We start from the raw sequence: 17,719 nt of genomic DNA on the forward strand, positions 1-17,719 counted from the left end.
GCCTGCGTCAGGTCAAGCGGCGGGTCAATGGGCAGGCATCAACGCGAAAATCTCATAAAAAATGTGGAGGAAGACGTTATGACGCTCAATGTCTCACGACGATCCTTGCTCGCGCTTGGCGCCGGTCTCGGCGCCAGCACCATCCTCGGCGGCACGGCCGAGGCGCGCGCTCCCAAACTCGGCACGCAGACACCCTATTGGCATCGTTTCACGCTCGGCGATGCGGAAGTGACCGTCGTCTCCGACGGCCCGCTGCCGCTCGGCGATCCCTCCGGCACCTTCACCGGCGTGCCGAAGGAAGAAGTGAAGAAGATGCTGTCCGACAACTTCCTCTCGCCCGACAATGTCGTGCTCGAGCAGAACTCGCCGATCGTCAACACGGGCGACAAGCTGATCCTGTTCGATACCGGCATGGGCACTTCCAAGGCGTTCGGTCCGACCACCGGCCGGCAGCAGAAGAGCATGAAGGAAGCCGGCATCAAGCCGGAAGACATCGACGCCGTCGTGCTGTCGCACGCGCATATCGATCATATCGGCGGCATCGTCGATGCCGACAACAAGCCGCTATTCCCCAACGCGCAGTACTACATCGCCCAGAGCGATCTCGATTTCTGGACCGACGAAGGCAAGATGGGCAGTCCGTTGAAGGACTTCATCGTGCACGCCCGCAAGAACCTGCTGCCGGTGCGCGACCGCATTGTGTTCTTCAAGGACGGCCAGGAATTCCTGCCCGGCGTGCAGGCGATCGCGGCGCCTGGCCACACCGTGGGCCACACCATCTTCATGGTGAGCTCGGGCGGCAAGTCCTTCGCCTTCCTCGGCGATCTCTCGCATCACGCGGTGCTGCTGCTGGAGCGGCCGCGGATGGAATTCTCCTACGATACCGATCCGAAGCAGGCGGCGGCCTCGCGGGTCAAGCTCCTGGAGATGCTGGCCGCGAACAAGACCGCGGTAATGTCCTATCACTTCGCCTGGCCAGGCTACGGCCACGTCGCCAAGGTCGGCGACGGCTTCCACTACTATCCCGAGCCGATGCAGATGAATCTGTGAGCAGCGGCGCATCCGGGGACGGCACACGCCGCCCCCGGATGCTCCCTTAATGTTCTTGCGTTGGGCATCCCGCTCCGCTACCTTGGGTGGCGGAAGATAGGGGCAGCATGGTCCAGCGGGTTTCTACCGTCGCTTTCGAGGGGATCGAGGCCCGCGCGGTCGACGTGCAGGTGCAGGTCGCGCCGGGACTGCCGGCGTTTGCAATGGTAACTACTATTAACCCCAAGAAGGGGTGATATAGCGGCAGCGACTTCGAGCCATTTCACACCGAATTGAGGCCGCTTAGGTCGGCTGATATCGGGTTCGTTAACGCCCAAGGAATTTCAGGTGCGAAACGAATGTCGGATACAAATTAACGGCTGCGCAGAGGTTTGCCGTTTACACGGTCCTTTGCGCGGTCTGTTACCTCAACGGCGAGCCACACTACGTCAAGACGATGCGGATCGATCATGTCCTCCCGCGCACATCGAAGGACGATCCCGAACGGATCTCGACGGTCCCAGGGAATACGGGCTACGAGATGACTTTGATCTGACTCTTTCGAAGATCGGTTGCCCACGCGTGATGCGTACAACAAGGAGCCGTCAGGCCGACGCCAGTCATCCAGAGGTATGTCGATCGAGCGAGCGCAAGGTAGCGGAAACCAAAGCTCTTGCTGAGAGAGTTGTTACGAACCGAGCGATATCGAGGCCTTGCGCACGATCGAAATGGCTATCGATCAAGCCCCCCCGCTCGACGCAAATGCCTCGAGCCGCTGATCAAGCTGTACGAGGAGCATCAGCGGCAAGCGCAGGTTCCAGAATTTCGGTTGACGACGCAATTTGCGATCCTGCATGAGCGTGGAGGGTATCGCATTGTCCAGACCACATGCCCTCTGAGGCCACGACGCATCCTTCATCGCTGTGCCCCAATTGCGGTGACGTCACTCCATGGAACGGTGCACGTTGTCTCGGTTGCGGCCGCTCTGATTCAAATCGATTGATGCCAATGATCCGGTCGAGCGAAGAACTTCGCCCGAATAGTTAGTTGCGGGCGAAGGTCGTGTGATGTCTACCGTGGGTATAGCGGGAAAGGACCTTCATCCCGACCAGCCGTACGAACCATCAAGTGAGCGAACTCGCTACTATCGACATCCGTCGTGGACACCCAAAGCAGGTCCTCGGGTATTGAGTGCTCTGCAGCGAGCCGTTCAAACATTGCCGAAGTTATGTCGTGATATCGCTCAAGGGCCGCTTCGTTCCTGTATTGACAGAGGATTGTGTAGCATGCCCCTACGGGCGTCCGCTCCAATACTACGATAAATGGCACGAAGCTCAGATCTGGCCCACGAAGATCTGTCTCCGAGAAGGCCTGCAAAACGCTACGTAGTGTACGCTGCAACGGCTCTTCTTCCTCGATGACCCAACCGTTGTTGCACCCAATCGTAACGACGATGCGTGCGACAGACTCCGGCAACCGCAGGAAATCCTTTCGATCACCTCCCATTGTTACCGAGCAAGTGTATTTTACTGGATCAGACGAGTGTGCTGCTTGTTTCAGCTTGGGCAATCCGCCAAGCAACGAGACAAAGGGGTCGGCCATCACTCCACCGCCTGCCTTGAGTTATACTGCTGTGCGGCCGCGTCGCGTACGAACCGAAGCGCTTCAATCGCCTGCACGAGCCTGGAACGGTCCACCTTTTTCAGGAAGAGGATGCTGTTCGGCCCGTACACGAAGAAATTCTCGCGCTCGGAGTCCTCTGTTTCAACCCGCCGATAGTCCCCGAACGTTCCGCCCTCGGCAATCGCTCGCGTAAGATCAGCAAACTCCTGTGCGGACTTAGGCCCATCCGTCTTCAGAAACGTCTCGATATCAAACGTGTCTGTCGTCTCTTCCAAACTGCCACGCCATCCGGCCAGCGGTCCTTTACCTCGATTGGTCATTCGTATCTCGTCTCCTGTCATATGATAAATTCGGCCGTCACAGGCCGCACACAGGAGGACGAATTAAAAGCAGCGGAGCAAAACTCAATCCGGTAGAGCAAGACTCTCGAACATGGGAGATCCTCCTTGTTCAACTTCGTACGACGAGCCAAAGAACTTCTTCACTTCAGGCAATATGATCTGCAGCCGCGCTTTACGCTTTGCAGTCAACTTCATTTGCCCGGCAATCGCCTTCTTCGCTGCACGATTAAGCCGCATGCGGAAACGATCAGCTGAAGTATCGTTGCCGTGCTCCGCATGCACTGCCTCATCCTTCTTGATGAAGTGACGGCGGATAACACTAGGACGTTTCAATTGGCTCGACTTCGCGAACCTTATGAATCGTTCAAGCACGTCAAAATCCTTATCGTCTCCAAACTTGATCTCTGTAGCGGACGGCTTATTGAGGTATAAATGGTCGTAAACAATCGAGCATAGGAAGGCGACATGATGCTCGTTATTGGGGTCCAGCTTGAGCTTTTTGAATAGTTGGTCGCGTTTGCGGAGATGCTGCTTCTGCTGCGTGATCTCTGGGGGCAGCTGCAATCCAGATTTCCCAGCCACACTTCGCAGCAGCTCGAATTCATCGATGATCAATTGTCCACGTGGCTTCATTGGAGCTCATCATGTTCGTTGATTGCACTCGGATGATGATTATTAACAATAGTTTAGATAAGGCTCAGAAGAGATTCTCCTGATCCTTGTATCGTGATGAGACACACGTTTAACGGGGATGATCTTGCATCAACAAGTTGGGGACGTATGCAGGACTATTTAGTGTCCAGAACCATGGCCTCGACGATCAACGTGTCCGACCACGCCTCGAGTTTCGCCTTCGATCGCTCCTTGGTCAGGTAGTCAACGGCAGCCGAATTGGCACCTCGAGTATGAAATCCAGCGGCCCACGGGGATTTTGACCATTCGCTTCGTATGATATGCCGAAAGCGAACCTCCAGCACTCTCTCGGGTCTTTCGATCAGCATATGGCAATGCCATCCTCGATCAACGCCGTACTCCAGAACTGGAATCCGACGAACGCGCAACTGATATCGCTGAACGCCCGGTCCATAGATCGTTCGGTCAATCCGATTTGTGAACCTCTTGATTTCGGAGCGTGCTATTTCCGGGCTCTGCAAAATGACACCGCCTACCGGGCTCACCATCCGCTCTTTCAGTACAAGCGTGACAAAGATCGGATCGTGAAAGTCGGCTGCGAAAAGGGCAAGCCATTCGCGTGTTGATACTGCGATGCAGCCAGCCACCGATAGTTACTCCGAATCCCCGGCCCGCGGCTTAGGGAGATCATGGGCGAGTTGCTCAAGAAGGAACTCACGGTATGGATTTTGCCGACTGCTCATGATGGCTATCTCATTTTCATCGCAGCGGGTCTCGCAATTGAAAGCGTGAAGATCTAACACGCATTGATTTTCGTCCATAACAAGTTCAACGAGACCCCCGCCCACGAGCAGCACGATCTCTCGGGTCCCGGACTCATCCTGGGTAACGTGCATCTGCTTCACGGCTTCGTTGAACTTGATCCGGTCAACTGACAACTCAAGTACTTCCTGGCAAATTCGATTATGGAGGCCGATGTCGTCCAGAGCTCCCTGGGACGGATGGTCCGGAAATTCCAGTCTCATGATCCGCTTTTTGACCAATGGGTTACTCTCAAACATAGGCGAGGACCTCTCTCAAAGTGATGAACTGGATGCGAGCCGTTACGGATGAACTGATCGGTCATGCGTTACGGTAGAAAATGCGCGTCGCTTAGCCATTGGAGCGAAGATGCAATTAGCTACTGGATCCCTCCTTCGAAGGACCACGCTTCAAGATGGCTGCGACAAGCTGATCAAGTTCCTCTCGATCCTTGATGAGCAGCGTCGAATGCTCTCCTGCAACCCAGATAAGCTCCTTCGATCTCACTACATCGAATGGACCACTAGCGGCGGACCCCGAGGAAGACGAAGCCACAAGAGCACGAAGGAGGAATTCTCGTCCTCTCTGGTCCGGGTTGTGTTCTTCGATCCATTGCTTCGGGTTCGTGGCTCTGATCATGGCATTGTTCCTTCCAGGCACACGACCGCGCACGGCCTTGTCATCCCATCGAATTCGGCGGCGTCGTCGAAAACTCCTACCGACTATTAGCCTAACGTCATCCCCACCGAAACCCAGCGTCACTCCTCGCTGGACAAAATAGGGGCCCCTATTAAAGATACAGTCCTCCTATCCAACTTGTGATCCTGGTCATGCCGAGAAAACCTCGAGTTAAACTCTTAGAAGCAGAGCTCGCCTACATCAGGTTGGCGCGCAAGAAGCAGGAGATCGAAATCCCGCCAGAAAGTAGCTTCCAAACTGCGGCAATAGACTGCGCAAAGCGGCTTCTAAAGAAAGCGGGATTGGACGTCCGCAAGCCAGCACATCTCCTCTTTATGTGCGGCATCATCAACGATCATCTGTTTTTACGGAGGGCCCCGGGTCGTCCTCGAAGCTTGACCGACAGGGACGCTTTCGATCTGCTCGAGAGCTTTGCATTCTATCGAGAGAAACGCAGTAACAATCGACCTCGGACCATCTCGCGGGTCACGAACGGGCTCTTCTATTTTAGCGACAGATCTTTTGACTATCAGCGAATTTTCAAATCGCCAATGAATTTGCGTAAAGCATTCGCGAGAAACTGGCATCGGTTAGAACGGAACGAAATTGGCGAGTTGTCTTGGCCACGTCAACGAAAGGGAAAGCGGAACGGGTTGGATTGGAAGCGCTCGGCCAGGCGAACTGAGCTGCTTGAACTATTGCGAACGCGCTTCGGAGGACCTCCGTCAAGCAACGGTGGTTCGGTTCGATAGAACTTGTCGCTTCAAACGATCATTGAAACGCACAAATTGAAGAGTCTCTGCGGATCAATTGCATCGGCGATATCTAATCGGCGGCCAACGGCGAGCCTTGCGCAGATGACAAAGAGTCCGAAGCAAGAAGTGACGTGACTTGTTGCTCAGGATCAGAACTGAACTGGTCGGGCCCGAGAGTAGAACTTTAACTTCGCCGTCAAGAGTACGTCCCAGCAGTCTGATGCGGTATTTGCCGGTTGTCTGGCGAGCGTATAGCGCTCTCCTGAGGTCCATTAGCTCGGCGTAGGTGTCCGGCCCGTTTTGCGCCAACCATTCAAGGATATCTGTTGGATAGCCATTTCGAAAGCGTTTGCGGTATTTGGCCCGGCGCTGAACTGCGAGATGCGATGTAGGTGGCGGAATTGGATTGGGCTCTGAGTCCCAGAGCGGCGGCGCTGTTGCCATGAAGGAAATTGTCTCCGTTTTCGTTGCGAATTGGGATTGCAGACTGACGATGAATGTCAGCCCCAACGGAGATATTTAGGATTTGCGGCGGACGGTGTCCGGCTCTTGGGAGCAATACTTCAGTTGGCGGCACAAGCGGCCTCGTTTCGGATTTCGTTGCGGGTGACGGTCACCCGCAAATGAGATCAGCCGCTGGCTAGTTTAAAGGACGCTTGAATGCCGGATCAATCAGCGCCTGGCTAAATGCTTTGACCATTGCTGCCGCCTCATGATCTCCACGATCATCGAGGATCCGATGAAGCGCCTTTGCACTCTCCTGGAATTCAGACAAGAGTGATGGATCGCGTTCGCACAAGACCCCTGCGATACACAGCGCAAGGGCTTCCGTGCCTATCTTTGCTTGGGCTAATGGATCTGCCGCCATCTCTCTCGCCTTTCATCGGATACTTTCGCAGTCGCTCCACCTTGCCGATCGTGCGCTGCCTCCGGGGCTTACGACGCTCGGTCTTGGAGGCGATCAACCCCTTCAATTCCTCGACAAGGCGCCGCTTGATGAAGCTACGCTCGGCGTCCGTCAGTTGAGTGGTCAACAGCCTTCGGTACCGCCGTACATTTGCTTCATGGGTCCATCGAGCATCCGCGCGAGATACCCTCAACGGCCGGGGCCGCCTCGACGCAGCATGCCGTTCGGAATCGGAAACGGCACATACAGGCTTGCCGAACCGAGGCTCCCCCATGGCCATGCCGCGGCGCGGCGGCGGATCACTCTCGTCGTCCAGACGTTTCAGCGCCGCCAAGATGTCGGCAAGACGCAACCGATGAGGAATGCCGGGCACCTCCCGCACGGTCGGCTGGGATTCGACGACGTACATATCCGACGCCCAGGACGAGAGGATGACACGCTTCTCGTCTGTCGAGAGCCGAGCGTCATTCAATACATCGCCCGGTGAATTGTAGTGGGATACTGAATGAAAAAGCGGTTCGTTGATGTTGGCGTTACGATTGACCTGGCTCATAGCGGTGTCTCCTGCTTTCTCCTTTCGTCCAGAGACGGGGTTGATAGAGGTCGGCGACGGTTATGCGCCGCCGACTTCTGGCTTCAGTTGCTGTTGATCGCGATACGTTTGACGTTCGACCTTGACCTCTCGGACCTCGGCAGAGTCACGGTGAGGACGCCATTCTTGAAGTCGGCTTTCGCCTTGTCTTCCTCGACGCCATCAAGCGGAATCTGGCGCTCGAAAGCGCCGTAGTACCGCTCGCTGACGAACTTGGACTGGTCGCTGCGTTCGGCTTTCCTCTCGCCCCGAATCGAAAGGACGCCATTGGTGATTTCAACCTGGACATCCTTTTCGCTGAGGCCTGGAAGCTCGGCGGAAACCGTAACCTCCTTATCGGTCTCATTCAGTTCCAAGCGTGGCCAGCTAAACTGGCCCTCCATCAGCGGAGTGTCGAGGCGACCGAATGAGCCGAAGCCGCGGAAGGCGTCATCGAACAGGCGGTTCATCTCTCGGTGAAGCGTGAGAAACGGATCGAACGCTTCACGTCCGGTTGAGAGTTCTTGACCTTTGCTCCAGGGAACAAGATCCCGAATACCCATGATATCCTCCTTTTGACATGCAACTGATCACCGCACGGACGACTGTTGCCCGTGCGTGACTTGGCCCACATGAAGCGGGCTCAGGCCGCCTTCTGGGTGATTTGTGCGGCAGGAGCGCCACTTCCGATGGCGATGCGCCGAGGCTTCATGGCCTCGGGGATTTCGCGCACAAGCTCGATCCTCAGCAAACCGTTATCGACCATCGCCGACTTGACCTGCACGTAGTCAGCAAGGTTGAACTGTCGCTTGAAGGGACGAGCCGAGATACCCTGGTAGAGGTATTCGTGCTGGTCTTTGTCGCCCTTACGACCTTCCACGGTCAATACGTTCTGCTCGGCCGTCACCGAGATCTCGTCCTGGCTGAAGCCGGCCAGTGCCACCGAGATCTGGTAACGGTCCTCTCCGAGCCGCTCGATATTGTAGGGCGGGTAATTGTCTTCGGACCGATGCTGGGTTTCGTCGAGAAGGTCGAAGAGGCGGTCGAATCCGATGCTCGAACGCCACAGGGGAGTGAAATCGTACGTCCTCATAGCCAAATCCTCCTGAGAGCAAGATGGGATACGAAGGAGCGCAAGACATTCGGTGCAAGACACCTGTCCGGCGCCCTGTTCGCTCTGCCGAGCCCAACCTGGCGCCCGGCACCGCCCATAAGCGGCAAAAATCCAATTAGAAAAGCGCCAATCAGTTTCAAGAGCGCCCCGCAAAATTTTTTGGCTGATTTAGCTCGGCTATTTCGACCGCACCGGAACCCGGCTGTGCAGTTTGCCCCAAGTTCCCCTTGTGAGTTGACGATTTAGAATTCCTCGGGACGCGAGCGAGTTCACGAAGCCGCTTCATTCGCGAGCTGCTGGTTGCAAGCGTCGCTTTGCTAGCCATCTGCCACGGACTCGGCTGGGGCGTGCGAGACCACTTTCGCCTGGACAGGCATCCTACCGGCTGCATGTACGGCGCCTGCGCTGCCTGCTGGCGTCGAGCCAGGCGGGCTTTCCATTCTTCCATCTTCAGGCTGATAACCCCCGTGGGCATGGGACAATTCGGGTTGGTCAGAGGGTGTCGGGGGTACGCAATGGTGAGCTTTTATCCTCGTTGATCAATTCTTGCTCGGCCAAGTGCCAGAACTCCTCATCTCGTCCTTCGGGTTTGCCGGCCTCTTCCCAGAGCTGGTAGGCACGCGCCGCTACGGCTTCATCAATCCGCTTGTTCATCGGACTTCTCCTAACCCTCACGAGCGGGACCTTTTGCGTTCCTACTTCCTGGACAGGCCCTTGAACGAACTTGCTCGTAGCAGCCCTTCTGACGTGATGTCGCGATATTCGATGTCGGCGACGAACGATGGCTCAACCCATGTAGCCTTCTGTTTCCTGACTGGCTTGGTGAGCTTGGACTTCGGGCTCACGACTGTATCGAGTTGCTTTCGTATTTGGCTGGACACGGTCCGCGACCAGCCGGTGCCGACCTTGCCCATGTAAACCAGCTCATTGCCCTGCTGCTTGCCGAGGTACAGCGCTGCAATGCCCGTCGGATCTTTGATGAAGCCGATGACGGGAAACTTCTCGCGCTGCACCGTCTTCACCTTCAGCCAGGCGTCAGTTCTCTCCGAGCGGTAGGGCGCGTCCGCGTTTTTCGAAATGATGCCCTCGTACTTGAGCTTGCGTGCATGCTCAAATAGCTGCTGGCCATCGCCAATCAGGTGCTCGCTGAAAAGTACGGGTGGCTCAAGCTGATAGGAATCGAACAGTCCTTGCAGCATCGCCTTGCGCTCAATCTGCGGCCGCTTGCGCAAGTCTTGCCCGTCGAGCCACAGGAGATCGAAGGCGTAGTACAGCAAACGGTCCTGGTCGCTTCTGGCGAGTTCTGCCTGCAGCTCGGAGAAGTTGGTCCGGCCCTCATGGACTACAACAACCTCGCCGTCGATGATTGCCTCTCCGGGAATGTCAAACGCACCGGCAATGACGGAGAATCTTTTGATCCAGTTCAGACCGTTGCGGGTGAACGCTTTAGCCTTGCCGCGATTGAGGTGTAACTGGATGCGGTAGCCGTCGTATTTGATCTCATGAATCCACTTGTCCCCTGATGGAGCCTTGCTCCGCCGGGTCGCGAGCTGGGGCTTAATGAACCCTGGCATCTCAATGCGCTTGGACAAAGAACTCAACTCATAAAAAGCCCGACGGGCAGTGTACACAGTTACTGCTTCCACGCCCTGCCAACGCTGGCGTGGCCGTGGTGTTTCTTCCCTTGCCCGCTTGTATCCCGTGTTTTTACGGAAACTGCTTTGAGCGCACACGACGCTAATATTGCGGGTGCCGGGGCTATTTTCATTAAGGTCGATTTTTTCAGAACTTCCGGTAGGGGGCCGTTCGCGTGACGCGGCCCCTTTTAGTTTTGTGCAGGTCCCTTTTCCTTACGAGAAATCGCCCTTCCTGTTGGGACCGATGCTGTACGGCCGGTTCAGAAAGAATTCGCGATTGCCGAGCGCGGCTTCCGCGTACTGGTCGATGGAGACCTGGATGGCCTGGACGTGGTGATAGCACCAGCCTTCCCGACAAGAGAGCTGCCGGACTTCGCTCAGGGCCTTGATGAACGGCGGCGGGTTTTCCCAATCGTCAAACCACTGCGGGCGCTCGCTCACCATTTCCGGCCTCCCACCACCTGCCCGCTTGGCTTTGGCAGTTGAGCCTTCATCCGGTCGCGGTCGGCGCAGAGAGTATCGATCTTGTCGAGCATCCTTCGGAGCAACGCCTCGGCCGAGCTGGTCGGAATACCGGCTCTCTGGAGCTGGAGGATTTCCTTGCGCTGGCGGCTGACTTGCACGCGCATTCGCTCGATCTCCGATCGGAGGAATTCGACTTTGGGCATGTTTCGCTCTGAAATGGCTGTGAGCCGACATAAGAACGAACAAAGAACATCGAGTCAAGCCCGGATTGTTTTAGGTCAGGCGATATGCTCAAAATGGTACTACTCCAGCGTGTCTTTCAGCTATTTGAACGCGAGACGTAATTCAGACATTGCCTGCATGCGACGTTTCAGCACATTGGTCTAGGAATTGAAGGCTGTCGTTCTAAGCAAGGATTTTTCAAGTGGCACGTACCGGCGGATTTCGGCACCTCATCTACTTCATTGATGGAACATGGCTTTGGGCAGGCAACGACGATTTTGATGTGTATTCGAACGTCTATCGCTTGAACACGCTATTGAATGCAGACGACGATAATGGCCGCGCGCAAATTGTGCACTATTCTAGGGGTCTTGGCGCCGGTCCAGGAAAAGCCAAGAAGTGGCTGGCCGGTGCCTTCGCATTCGGAATCGACGAACTCGTCGCAGACCTTTACGTAAATATCTGCTCGAACTTCGAGCGCGGCGATCGGATCTATATCTTCGGATTTTCGCGTGGCGCCGTTGTTGCTCGCGCACTTACCGGCCTCCTTTCACATGGAATACTGAAGGCTCATCACATCAATAGATTTGGCTATGTCTGGAGGTCATATGCTCGCAGCGGCGAAATGCTGGCCTCCGGTCAGTCCGAAGAGACATTGACCAAGGTGAGATTATCATCCGAGGGCGAGCCTATCGATGCCAAAAGCTTCTCAGACCCAAACCCAAAAATCGAATTTGTGGGGGTCTTCGACACCGTGTCAGGCGGTCATGGTCCGGCTGAAGTGGCCCAACAGCTGCGATTGAGTTCCGGGCTAGTCCAACCAAACGTGAAACACGCCCTCCACTTGATATCGATCGACGAGACAAGACTGTTTTTCAAACCAATCTATTGGACCGGCCTGGGCACAAGTTCTGACGGGCCTACGTTCCGATCGAAGAGATCGCTGGAGCAGATTTGGATGCCTGGCGTTCATTCTGACGTGGGCGGTGCTTACAGTAAGAGACAACTGGGTAATCTAGCACTTCTCACAATGATCGATCGCGTGATCGCGAGAACTGAGCTGTCGTTCGATTTGAAGGAAGTAGGAAAGTTGCAAGTCCTTCCTGAGGGCGGCGATCATATTCGAGTACACAACGAGTTTGTCGGAACATGGCCCTTATGGTCGGGCGCCAGCCAGCGTTTGATCGATCGTCGAATTACGCAGACGATTCATCCCTTCGCGAAAAAGATGATGTCTATGCCGGTGAGTTACAAGACTGGATCGAAGCCCGATCTTTATAAGCTTTCCTCTGATCTAGCTGCGATGGATGAGGCAGAGGAATTCTTATCAGACCATTTCGAAAGTATTTGCTGATTATGCACCTCAGCCTCTGACATTTCTAACGGATTTCCATTGGGCATCCGAGCGTTTACCTGGACCGCCAAGTGCCAATTGAAGGTCGAGTCCATAGCGGTGGGTGATTGCCTGTTGTCTCGAACCTAATTTAAATGGACGGGGCTCCATCATTAACGAAGGAGCCCATCATGGCACGAGCGACGATCTCTCTGGTTTCCGTTCAGAAGCCGACCGCGAACACACCAGTCCTTCAGCGCCGCAACAAGTTCACTGCCAGTATCGATCAGCAGATGACGAAGATCGCGCTCTTTCGTGAGGGAAAGAGAATTTCCAAGGAGGCCTTCTGGGTTGATGGAGCAGGTGCGATTTTCTTCCAGCTCCGGTATGGGAAGCAGCCGCTGGAGCTGGAGAAGGGCAAGAGCACGCTGAAGGCATCGACGTTTGACGATCTCGTCGAGCAGCTTGATCAGATCAAGACGATTGCTGTTGCCGGTGGCCTGGACGAAGCTCTGGCCGCCTGCGCCAATGCCGTTCGGTCAAACTTCAAGACAGCTAAGGATAAGAAGGCAGGCAGAGGATCGTAGTGCCTCCCCGTTGCCCGAACTGCCTTCAGACAGGATCCTCCATTGGCTCAAAGCCAACGGAGGATCTTTCTATGGTCGACGAAATTGCCTCACAAGCTCGCTATCCGCTGCTATCCGGCCTGTCACTGCTCTCGATCCCTTTATCAGGGGCGGTCAGCTACCTCGTATTCGGAAGTCAGACCTACTCTTGGATCAACGCCGTTGGCTTGCTGATTGTGCCGCTCTCGATCTTTTGCTGGGTATTTACGACGATCAGAGCGATCCACCTGGTTGGCGTAAGGTTTTGGTTCATTCCCTCTACATATGTTGCGTTAGTCGTCGGTATCATCGCTCTGCTGATGTGCCTGGCGATGGGTCTCTTTACGCATGAGGCTGCAAGGCACGGTCACCAAGTTACAGACGTCACATTGTATATTGCAGCTGCCATTCTCTACGGCGGCTGCATCGTTTGGTCATATTTCTACAATTGGCGGAAGACCCGATCGCCGATCTTGGCTGCTAGCTTGACCGTCCTTCAGACTGTATCCGCCACATTCGTAATAGGGCTGCTGTATCTATGGATCGACGGTCGCAACACGAAACGATACGAACGCGAACACGGTATCGGTTAGGATGCCTCCTACTGAGCAGGTGGCCGTGACTTTTCCCCTTGATGTGCACGTCTAAGCGGCCGGGGCCAGGTCTTCGGTTTGTATTCGCCGGGCGTGACAATTTTCCAAGAACCTGGCTGGCCACACCCTTGCCAAAAGAGATTCCATTTCTAGCCACGAATCGGGCTCACAAAGGCGAGAGCATAACGGGGGGATACGTGATGCAAGCACGCAAAGCTCGGGAGCCAGGGCCCATCGAGAAGAATGCGGAAATTGAACGACTGTACCTTGAGCTAGCTTCGTTCAACCAACGCATCCAAGAACTCGAAAAGCAGCATCCCGAAGCATCGACGATTGAGGCTCTGAAGGTTAGTGCGCTCGCTCTGGCGCGGCAGATCGATGAAATTTGCTGTTCGACTGCTTCGACTGCGGTCGAGTTGACCCGGTTGCTCGCGAAGTAATCTAACGGGCCGCAATCGCCAGAAGTGTGCGGCGCATTAATTTTTCAACTTCCTTGACCGTCGACGCCAGTTCTGGGTTCTGGGTCATTCGCGTTGGTTTGAGCGCGTTCCGACTACTTTCCGTTCTACCCCCTCAACTAACGGACATCGTTCAGCATGAACGGCAGGTCAGAAATGTGCCAACAACAGACTCATGCACCGCAGCAAATAGCGGGCCTCATTCGTAACCGGTATGAGCTCCCACGTCTGCGGAGATCAGCGGGCGCGTGGGTAGCGGATCGGCATCCAATATTGGCGCATGGCCTCGACGACCGCTGGAATATCGGCGTAGGCGTTACGCAGAAAGTCGGCAGTCTCGCGGCCGCTTCGGGGGGATCCGAGCATCGGCTGCCCCTGATCGTCGCGACAGTGCAACAGAATGGGCAGAAGCAGGCCGTGATTGACATTGCTGGTGTCCAGCATCGGCGCCCACGCCGACAGCCTGAGCCGCATCGCGGCATGGAAACCCTGGCACCAGGGACGCGGATCGACGTCGCCATTGGGGTTGCGCCGGTGTATCGGCTCGAACCGATCGGGGGCAGTCGAGAGGGTGTTGCTGATGTCGTTGTGGCGCAGCGCAACGGCGGAGATCGCGGCGAACTCCGGCGTGCCGCCATGGTTGAACGCGTCGGCATCGATCGCGAGCAGCGGGCAGATCCAATCGAGCGGGCTCATCGAGACCGGTCCGGCTACGATCGCGGCAGCATAGCCGTCGAGCATGGGAATGCTAGTGGCGGCAGGATGGCGATCGATGCGAGCCTGGAGCCATCGCTCGAGGTCCGCAAGCGGCATCGCGGCTGACGGCATCGACGATGCTGCTTTATGGCGACGTGGGCTCATGCCGCTGCCTGCGGTGTGCGCCGGCGCGCCGCCTTCCAGTTCCAGGCGAGCAGCTCGTGCAGCTGATGGCTCTTGGTTCGCCCGGACACGATGCGCTCCAGCACATCGGCCAGGTAGGCCTGCGGGTCGAGCTCATGGAGTTTTGCCGTGTTCACGAGCGACGCCAGGATCGCCCAGCTCTCGGCGCCGCCTTCGCTGCCGCTGAACAATGAGTTGCGTCTTCCCATCGCAATCGGGCGCATGGAACGCTCGACTGTGTTGCTGTCAACCTCGACACGGCCGTCGCGGAGAAACAGCGTCAACCCGTCCCAGTGATTGAGTGCGTAGTTGATGGCCTCCGCCAGCTTCGATTGGGAGAAGAGCTGGCCGACCATTGTGGTCAGGCGCGTCCTGAGCGCCTCCATCAATGGAGCGGACCTGGTGCGGCGGGTGGCCAGCCGCTGCTCGGCATTGCTGCCGCGGATCTCTGCTTCGATGGCATAGACCGCCTGCAGGCGCTCGATCACTTCGCGAGCGAACGGCGACTGGGTCGTCTTATACACGTCGACGAATTTGCGTCGGGCGTGGGCGAGACAAAAGGCGAGCTGGATCGCGTCGCCATGATCGCGGGCGAGCGCTTTGTAGGCTGCATAACCGTCGACCTGCAGAATGCCGGAAAAGCCCGTCAACTGTCTGGCGATCTCCGCCGTGCCGCGGCCGTCGGCGAACACGTAGGCCACCGCCGGCGGCGAGGGGCCGCCCCATGGCCGGTCATCCATCGCATGCGCCAAGAACTGGCAGATGCGCGGGCGATGTCGTCCGGGATCGAGCACCGGCATCGGCGTCTCGTCGCAGAACAGGCGCGGCGCAGCCTGGATGGTGCGCAGCTGGAGCTCATAGAGGCTCCTGAGCCACCAGGCCGCTCGCTTCACCCAGCCGGCGAGCGTCGCCCGGTCGAGATGGACACCCTGGCCGGCCAGAATTTGCACCTGTCGGTAAAGCGGCAGATACCAGGCGAACTTCGAGACTACCACGTGGCTCACGAGTGCCGTCGAGGCCATGCCGCTCTCGATTAGGCGCGGCAGCACCTTCGCCTGGATCACACCATCGGTGCAGCGGCGGCAGCCGTACTTGGGACGGACCGTCCGCAACACCCGCAGGATCGCCGGGATGATGTCCAGCACCTCGCTGACGTCCTCGCCGATCTTGTGAAGCTGGCCCTGACAACACGGGCATGCGGTCGCCTCCGGCTCCAGCACCTGCTCGCAGCGCGGCAGGTGCTTGGGCAGCGCGCCGATGTTGCGGCGCGCCTTCTTCCGCAGTGGTTTGCCGGGCGGCTTTGCCGCGGCTGCATCGTCGTTGGCAGCTGCAGGCGGCGTGACGCCGGTCTCAAGGTCGCCAAGCTCAAGTGCGAGCTGCTCGGCCACGAGCGCGGCAAGCCGCTCCGAGCGCTTCCCGAAGATCATGTCCTTGAACGTCTGCATTGCTACGCGCAGCTTCTCGTTCTCAGCGTCAAGCGCGAGCACCATCTCGGTCAGAGCTGCTGGATCGGCCGGAAGAGCGTCGGGGCGAATCGCCATGATCAGACGATACATCCGTGTGACCCACGCTCCAGCGAAATCCTCACTTCTCAGCCGACAATGACCGGCTGCTTCACAGGCTTGGGCGACACACGCGTCCACTCGAGGCCGTCGAGTAGCATCGCAAGCTGCGTCGCACTGAGATGCACAACGCCGTCGCGGATCGGTGGCCAGGTGAAACGCCCCTGGTGCAACCACTTCGTTACCAACACCATGCCGCTGCCGTCCCACGCCAGAAGCTTCACTCTGTCCATGCGCTTGCTGCGGAACACGAAGACGTCGCCGCAATATGGGTTCGCGCGCAGTGCTTCGCTCACCAGCGCCGACAGCGTATGCACCGACTTACGAAAGTCGACCGGCTGGGCCGCCAGCACCACCTTGAGGTCTGACCGTAGCGCAATCACCGGATCCCTCGAAGCGCCGATAGCACCATCGAAAGCGTCGCCAGCTCCACGCCCGGCTCGACGCGGATGCGCGCCCCGTTCACCTCGATCTCGACCGCTCCACAGACCTTGGCCGGCGGCGCGGCAATCTCCAAGGGCTTCATCTTACCCGGCGAAATACACTCGGACTCGCCAGCCCTCCCGCCATCGCTCTCGGCGCCAATTTGGATAGGCACGAAGTTCTGGGCTTTGCCGGCCATCGCCGCCGCTACCTGGCGTCGCCACACCGTGAGCAGTCCGCGGGAAACACCATTGCGCCGCGCCACCTCGGAGATGTTCGTCCCCTCCTCAAAGCTCTCCGCCGCGATCCGGGCCTTCTCCTCGCGCGTCCACCGTCGCCGCCGGCGCTCCCCAGTGATCACCTCAACGCGGCGATAAGAGTCACCTTCCTGCCTGGCATCAAGCATGGCATTTGCCATCGCTTCACCTCCACCCATCAGCTCATCCCAGGCTGTATCCCAAGCGAACCGCGCCATGACGAGGTGGAGGCCTCATGCCGGTTACCCTCATTCGATCACCTCGTCGGCGAGCGACAGCAAGGTACGGAGCACGGGTATGCCGAGTCCCTTTGGCGATCCTCAAATCGACCATTGAGCAGCAAGGGTGGTTGTAGTACAGAAGCCACTCGGGCCATTCACAACCGCCCGATGAGCTCCCGCAGCCAAGCGTTGTTTCGCTCCATTGAGGAGGTGAAACATGCCTTGCGGCAGCACGATCAACAATTCAACCAATACTCTCGACGCAGCTGCTTCAGCCTCAGCCTCTTTTCCGGCCTTTAGGGGGCCCCGGAGAATCCCGGCTGCGTGGCTGACCGGATTGGCACTGTGGTTGGAACGACAGCACCAATACAGGGAACTTCTCGAACTTGATGACTGGCTGCTCGCCGACATTGGCGTATCGAAGGCGGATGTTGAAGAAGTGCGAAGGTCGCCCTTGTACCTAGATGCGTGTCGCGACAGCCGATAAGGCGGCCTTACTTACACTCCGAAGGAATGCCTCATCTGACTCGCCATGCGATGGACCGCATCTGTGTATTGACCATGGTTGAAGCGCTGGTCGCCCAAGTAAAGAGCGGCAATAATGCCTATCGC

At 57.2% G+C, this 17,719-nt stretch carries 22 protein-coding genes and 1 pseudogene; 7 read left to right on the forward strand and 16 right to left on the reverse strand.

Going from position 1 to position 17,719, the window contains the following annotated elements; all coding sequences use genetic code 11:
• The first annotated feature begins 78 nt into the window (after positions 1 to 78).
• Both WDM24_RS42465 and WDM24_RS44595 read left to right on the forward strand, forming a co-directional pair.
• On the forward strand, positions 79 to 1,050 hold the full coding sequence (locus tag WDM24_RS42465) for an MBL fold metallo-hydrolase (protein ID WP_338694071.1): 972 nt from the start codon (positions 79 to 81) through the stop codon (positions 1,048 to 1,050).
• Between the two features lie 107 nt (positions 1,051 to 1,157).
• A pseudogene (locus WDM24_RS44595) lies at positions 1,158 to 1,259 on the forward strand (ATP-binding protein); the annotation flags it as partial.
• A 1,371-nt stretch (positions 1,260 to 2,630) separates the two neighbouring features.
• Here WDM24_RS44595 and WDM24_RS42470 read toward each other — a convergent pair.
• From WDM24_RS42470 to WDM24_RS42525, 12 genes are all read right to left on the reverse strand, one after another.
• On the reverse strand, positions 2,631 to 2,972 hold the full coding sequence (locus WDM24_RS42470; protein WP_166212923.1) for a hypothetical protein: 342 nt from the start codon (positions 2,970 to 2,972) through the stop codon (positions 2,631 to 2,633).
• Between the two features lie 84 nt (positions 2,973 to 3,056).
• Positions 3,057 to 3,626, reverse strand: a complete 570-nt coding sequence (locus tag WDM24_RS42475) for a hypothetical protein (protein WP_166212925.1) — start codon at positions 3,624 to 3,626, stop codon at positions 3,057 to 3,059.
• A 155-nt stretch (positions 3,627 to 3,781) separates the two neighbouring features.
• On the reverse strand, positions 3,782 to 4,273 hold the full coding sequence (locus tag WDM24_RS42480) for a rolling circle replication-associated protein (RefSeq protein WP_338829926.1): 492 nt from the start codon (positions 4,271 to 4,273) through the stop codon (positions 3,782 to 3,784).
• Positions 4,274 to 4,279: 6 nt separating this feature from the next.
• A complete protein-coding gene (locus WDM24_RS42485; RefSeq protein ID WP_338829927.1) occupies positions 4,280 to 4,651 on the reverse strand; it encodes a hypothetical protein in 372 nt (123 codons plus the stop codon).
• 1,849 nt (positions 4,652 to 6,500) lie between these two features.
• A complete protein-coding gene (locus tag WDM24_RS42490) occupies positions 6,501 to 6,635 on the reverse strand; it encodes a hypothetical protein (RefSeq protein WP_338829928.1) in 135 nt (44 codons plus the stop codon).
• Positions 6,628 to 7,320, reverse strand: coding sequence for a hypothetical protein (locus tag WDM24_RS42495; protein WP_338829929.1), 693 nt, complete (start codon positions 7,318 to 7,320; stop codon positions 6,628 to 6,630). Before WDM24_RS42495 ends, WDM24_RS42490 begins: the two co-directional genes overlap by 8 nt.
• 83 nt (positions 7,321 to 7,403) lie before the next feature.
• Positions 7,404 to 7,901: an Hsp20/alpha crystallin family protein gene (locus tag WDM24_RS42500; RefSeq protein WP_338829930.1), complete on the reverse strand. Its 498-nt coding sequence runs from the start codon at positions 7,899 to 7,901 to the stop codon at positions 7,404 to 7,406.
• Between the two features lie 80 nt (positions 7,902 to 7,981).
• Positions 7,982 to 8,431 carry an Hsp20 family protein gene (locus WDM24_RS42505; protein WP_338829931.1) on the reverse strand — a complete coding sequence of 150 codons (450 nt, stop codon included), beginning with the start codon at positions 8,429 to 8,431 and terminating at the stop codon, positions 7,982 to 7,984.
• Between the two features lie 513 nt (positions 8,432 to 8,944).
• Positions 8,945 to 9,106, reverse strand: a complete 162-nt coding sequence (locus tag WDM24_RS42510) for a DUF2934 domain-containing protein (protein ID WP_338829932.1) — start codon at positions 9,104 to 9,106, stop codon at positions 8,945 to 8,947.
• 41 nt (positions 9,107 to 9,147) lie between these two features.
• A complete protein-coding gene (gene ligD, locus WDM24_RS42515; RefSeq protein WP_338829933.1) occupies positions 9,148 to 10,044 on the reverse strand; it encodes a non-homologous end-joining DNA ligase in 897 nt (298 codons plus the stop codon).
• Between the two features lie 258 nt (positions 10,045 to 10,302).
• Positions 10,303 to 10,533 (reverse strand): hypothetical protein, encoded by a 231-nt coding sequence (locus tag WDM24_RS42520; protein ID WP_338829934.1) that lies wholly within the window; start codon positions 10,531 to 10,533, stop codon positions 10,303 to 10,305.
• Positions 10,527 to 10,757, reverse strand: coding sequence for a hypothetical protein (locus WDM24_RS42525; RefSeq protein WP_338829935.1), 231 nt, complete (start codon positions 10,755 to 10,757; stop codon positions 10,527 to 10,529). The genes WDM24_RS42520 and WDM24_RS42525 overlap by 7 nt, the downstream gene beginning before the upstream one ends.
• 221 nt (positions 10,758 to 10,978) lie before the next feature.
• Here WDM24_RS42525 and WDM24_RS42530 point away from each other — a divergent pair, with 221 nt between their 5' ends.
• From WDM24_RS42530 to WDM24_RS42545, 4 genes are all read left to right on the forward strand, one after another.
• Positions 10,979 to 12,130 carry a DUF2235 domain-containing protein gene (locus WDM24_RS42530; protein ID WP_338829936.1) on the forward strand — a complete coding sequence of 384 codons (1,152 nt, stop codon included), beginning with the start codon at positions 10,979 to 10,981 and terminating at the stop codon, positions 12,128 to 12,130.
• Between the two features lie 170 nt (positions 12,131 to 12,300).
• Positions 12,301 to 12,696: a hypothetical protein gene (locus tag WDM24_RS42535; protein ID WP_338829937.1), complete on the forward strand. Its 396-nt coding sequence runs from the start codon at positions 12,301 to 12,303 to the stop codon at positions 12,694 to 12,696.
• A 71-nt stretch (positions 12,697 to 12,767) separates the two neighbouring features.
• A complete protein-coding gene (locus WDM24_RS42540; protein ID WP_338829938.1) occupies positions 12,768 to 13,307 on the forward strand; it encodes a hypothetical protein in 540 nt (179 codons plus the stop codon).
• Between the two features lie 200 nt (positions 13,308 to 13,507).
• Positions 13,508 to 13,747 carry a hypothetical protein gene (locus WDM24_RS42545; RefSeq protein WP_338829939.1) on the forward strand — a complete coding sequence of 80 codons (240 nt, stop codon included), beginning with the start codon at positions 13,508 to 13,510 and terminating at the stop codon, positions 13,745 to 13,747.
• A gap of 255 nt (positions 13,748 to 14,002) precedes the next feature.
• On the opposite strand, the gene WDM24_RS42550 is transcribed toward WDM24_RS42545, so the two are convergent.
• Genes WDM24_RS42550 through tnpA form a run of 4 tightly spaced genes read right to left on the reverse strand, consistent with a single transcriptional unit; the run spans position 14,003 to position 17,047 of the window.
• Positions 14,003 to 14,593 (reverse strand): YecA family protein, encoded by a 591-nt coding sequence (locus tag WDM24_RS42550; RefSeq protein WP_166213761.1) that lies wholly within the window; start codon positions 14,591 to 14,593, stop codon positions 14,003 to 14,005.
• Positions 14,594 to 14,622: 29 nt separating this feature from the next.
• Positions 14,623 to 16,185 (reverse strand): IS66 family transposase, encoded by a 1,563-nt coding sequence (gene tnpC / locus WDM24_RS42555; RefSeq protein ID WP_166213760.1) that lies wholly within the window; start codon positions 16,183 to 16,185, stop codon positions 14,623 to 14,625.
• Between the two features lie 50 nt (positions 16,186 to 16,235).
• The gene (gene tnpB, locus WDM24_RS42560) at positions 16,236 to 16,589 is read right to left on the reverse strand and encodes an IS66 family insertion sequence element accessory protein TnpB (protein ID WP_166208697.1); all 354 of its coding nucleotides are present in this window, start codon (positions 16,587 to 16,589) and stop codon (positions 16,236 to 16,238) included.
• Positions 16,586 to 17,047, reverse strand: a complete 462-nt coding sequence (gene tnpA, locus WDM24_RS44600) for an IS66-like element accessory protein TnpA (RefSeq protein ID WP_166208700.1) — start codon at positions 17,045 to 17,047, stop codon at positions 16,586 to 16,588. The genes tnpB and tnpA overlap by 4 nt, the downstream gene beginning before the upstream one ends.
• Before the next feature lie 277 nt (positions 17,048 to 17,324).
• On the opposite strand from tnpA, the gene WDM24_RS42570 reads away from it, so the two are divergent.
• Complete coding sequence (locus WDM24_RS42570; RefSeq protein ID WP_338829940.1) at positions 17,325 to 17,594, forward strand: DUF1127 domain-containing protein; 270 nt, start codon at positions 17,325 to 17,327, stop codon at positions 17,592 to 17,594.
• Positions 17,595 to 17,719: the final 125 nt, after the last annotated feature.

The organism is Bradyrhizobium sp. 27S5 (genome assembly GCF_037217225.1).
Classification (GTDB): Bacteria; Pseudomonadota; Alphaproteobacteria; order Rhizobiales; family Xanthobacteraceae; genus Bradyrhizobium; species Bradyrhizobium septentrionale.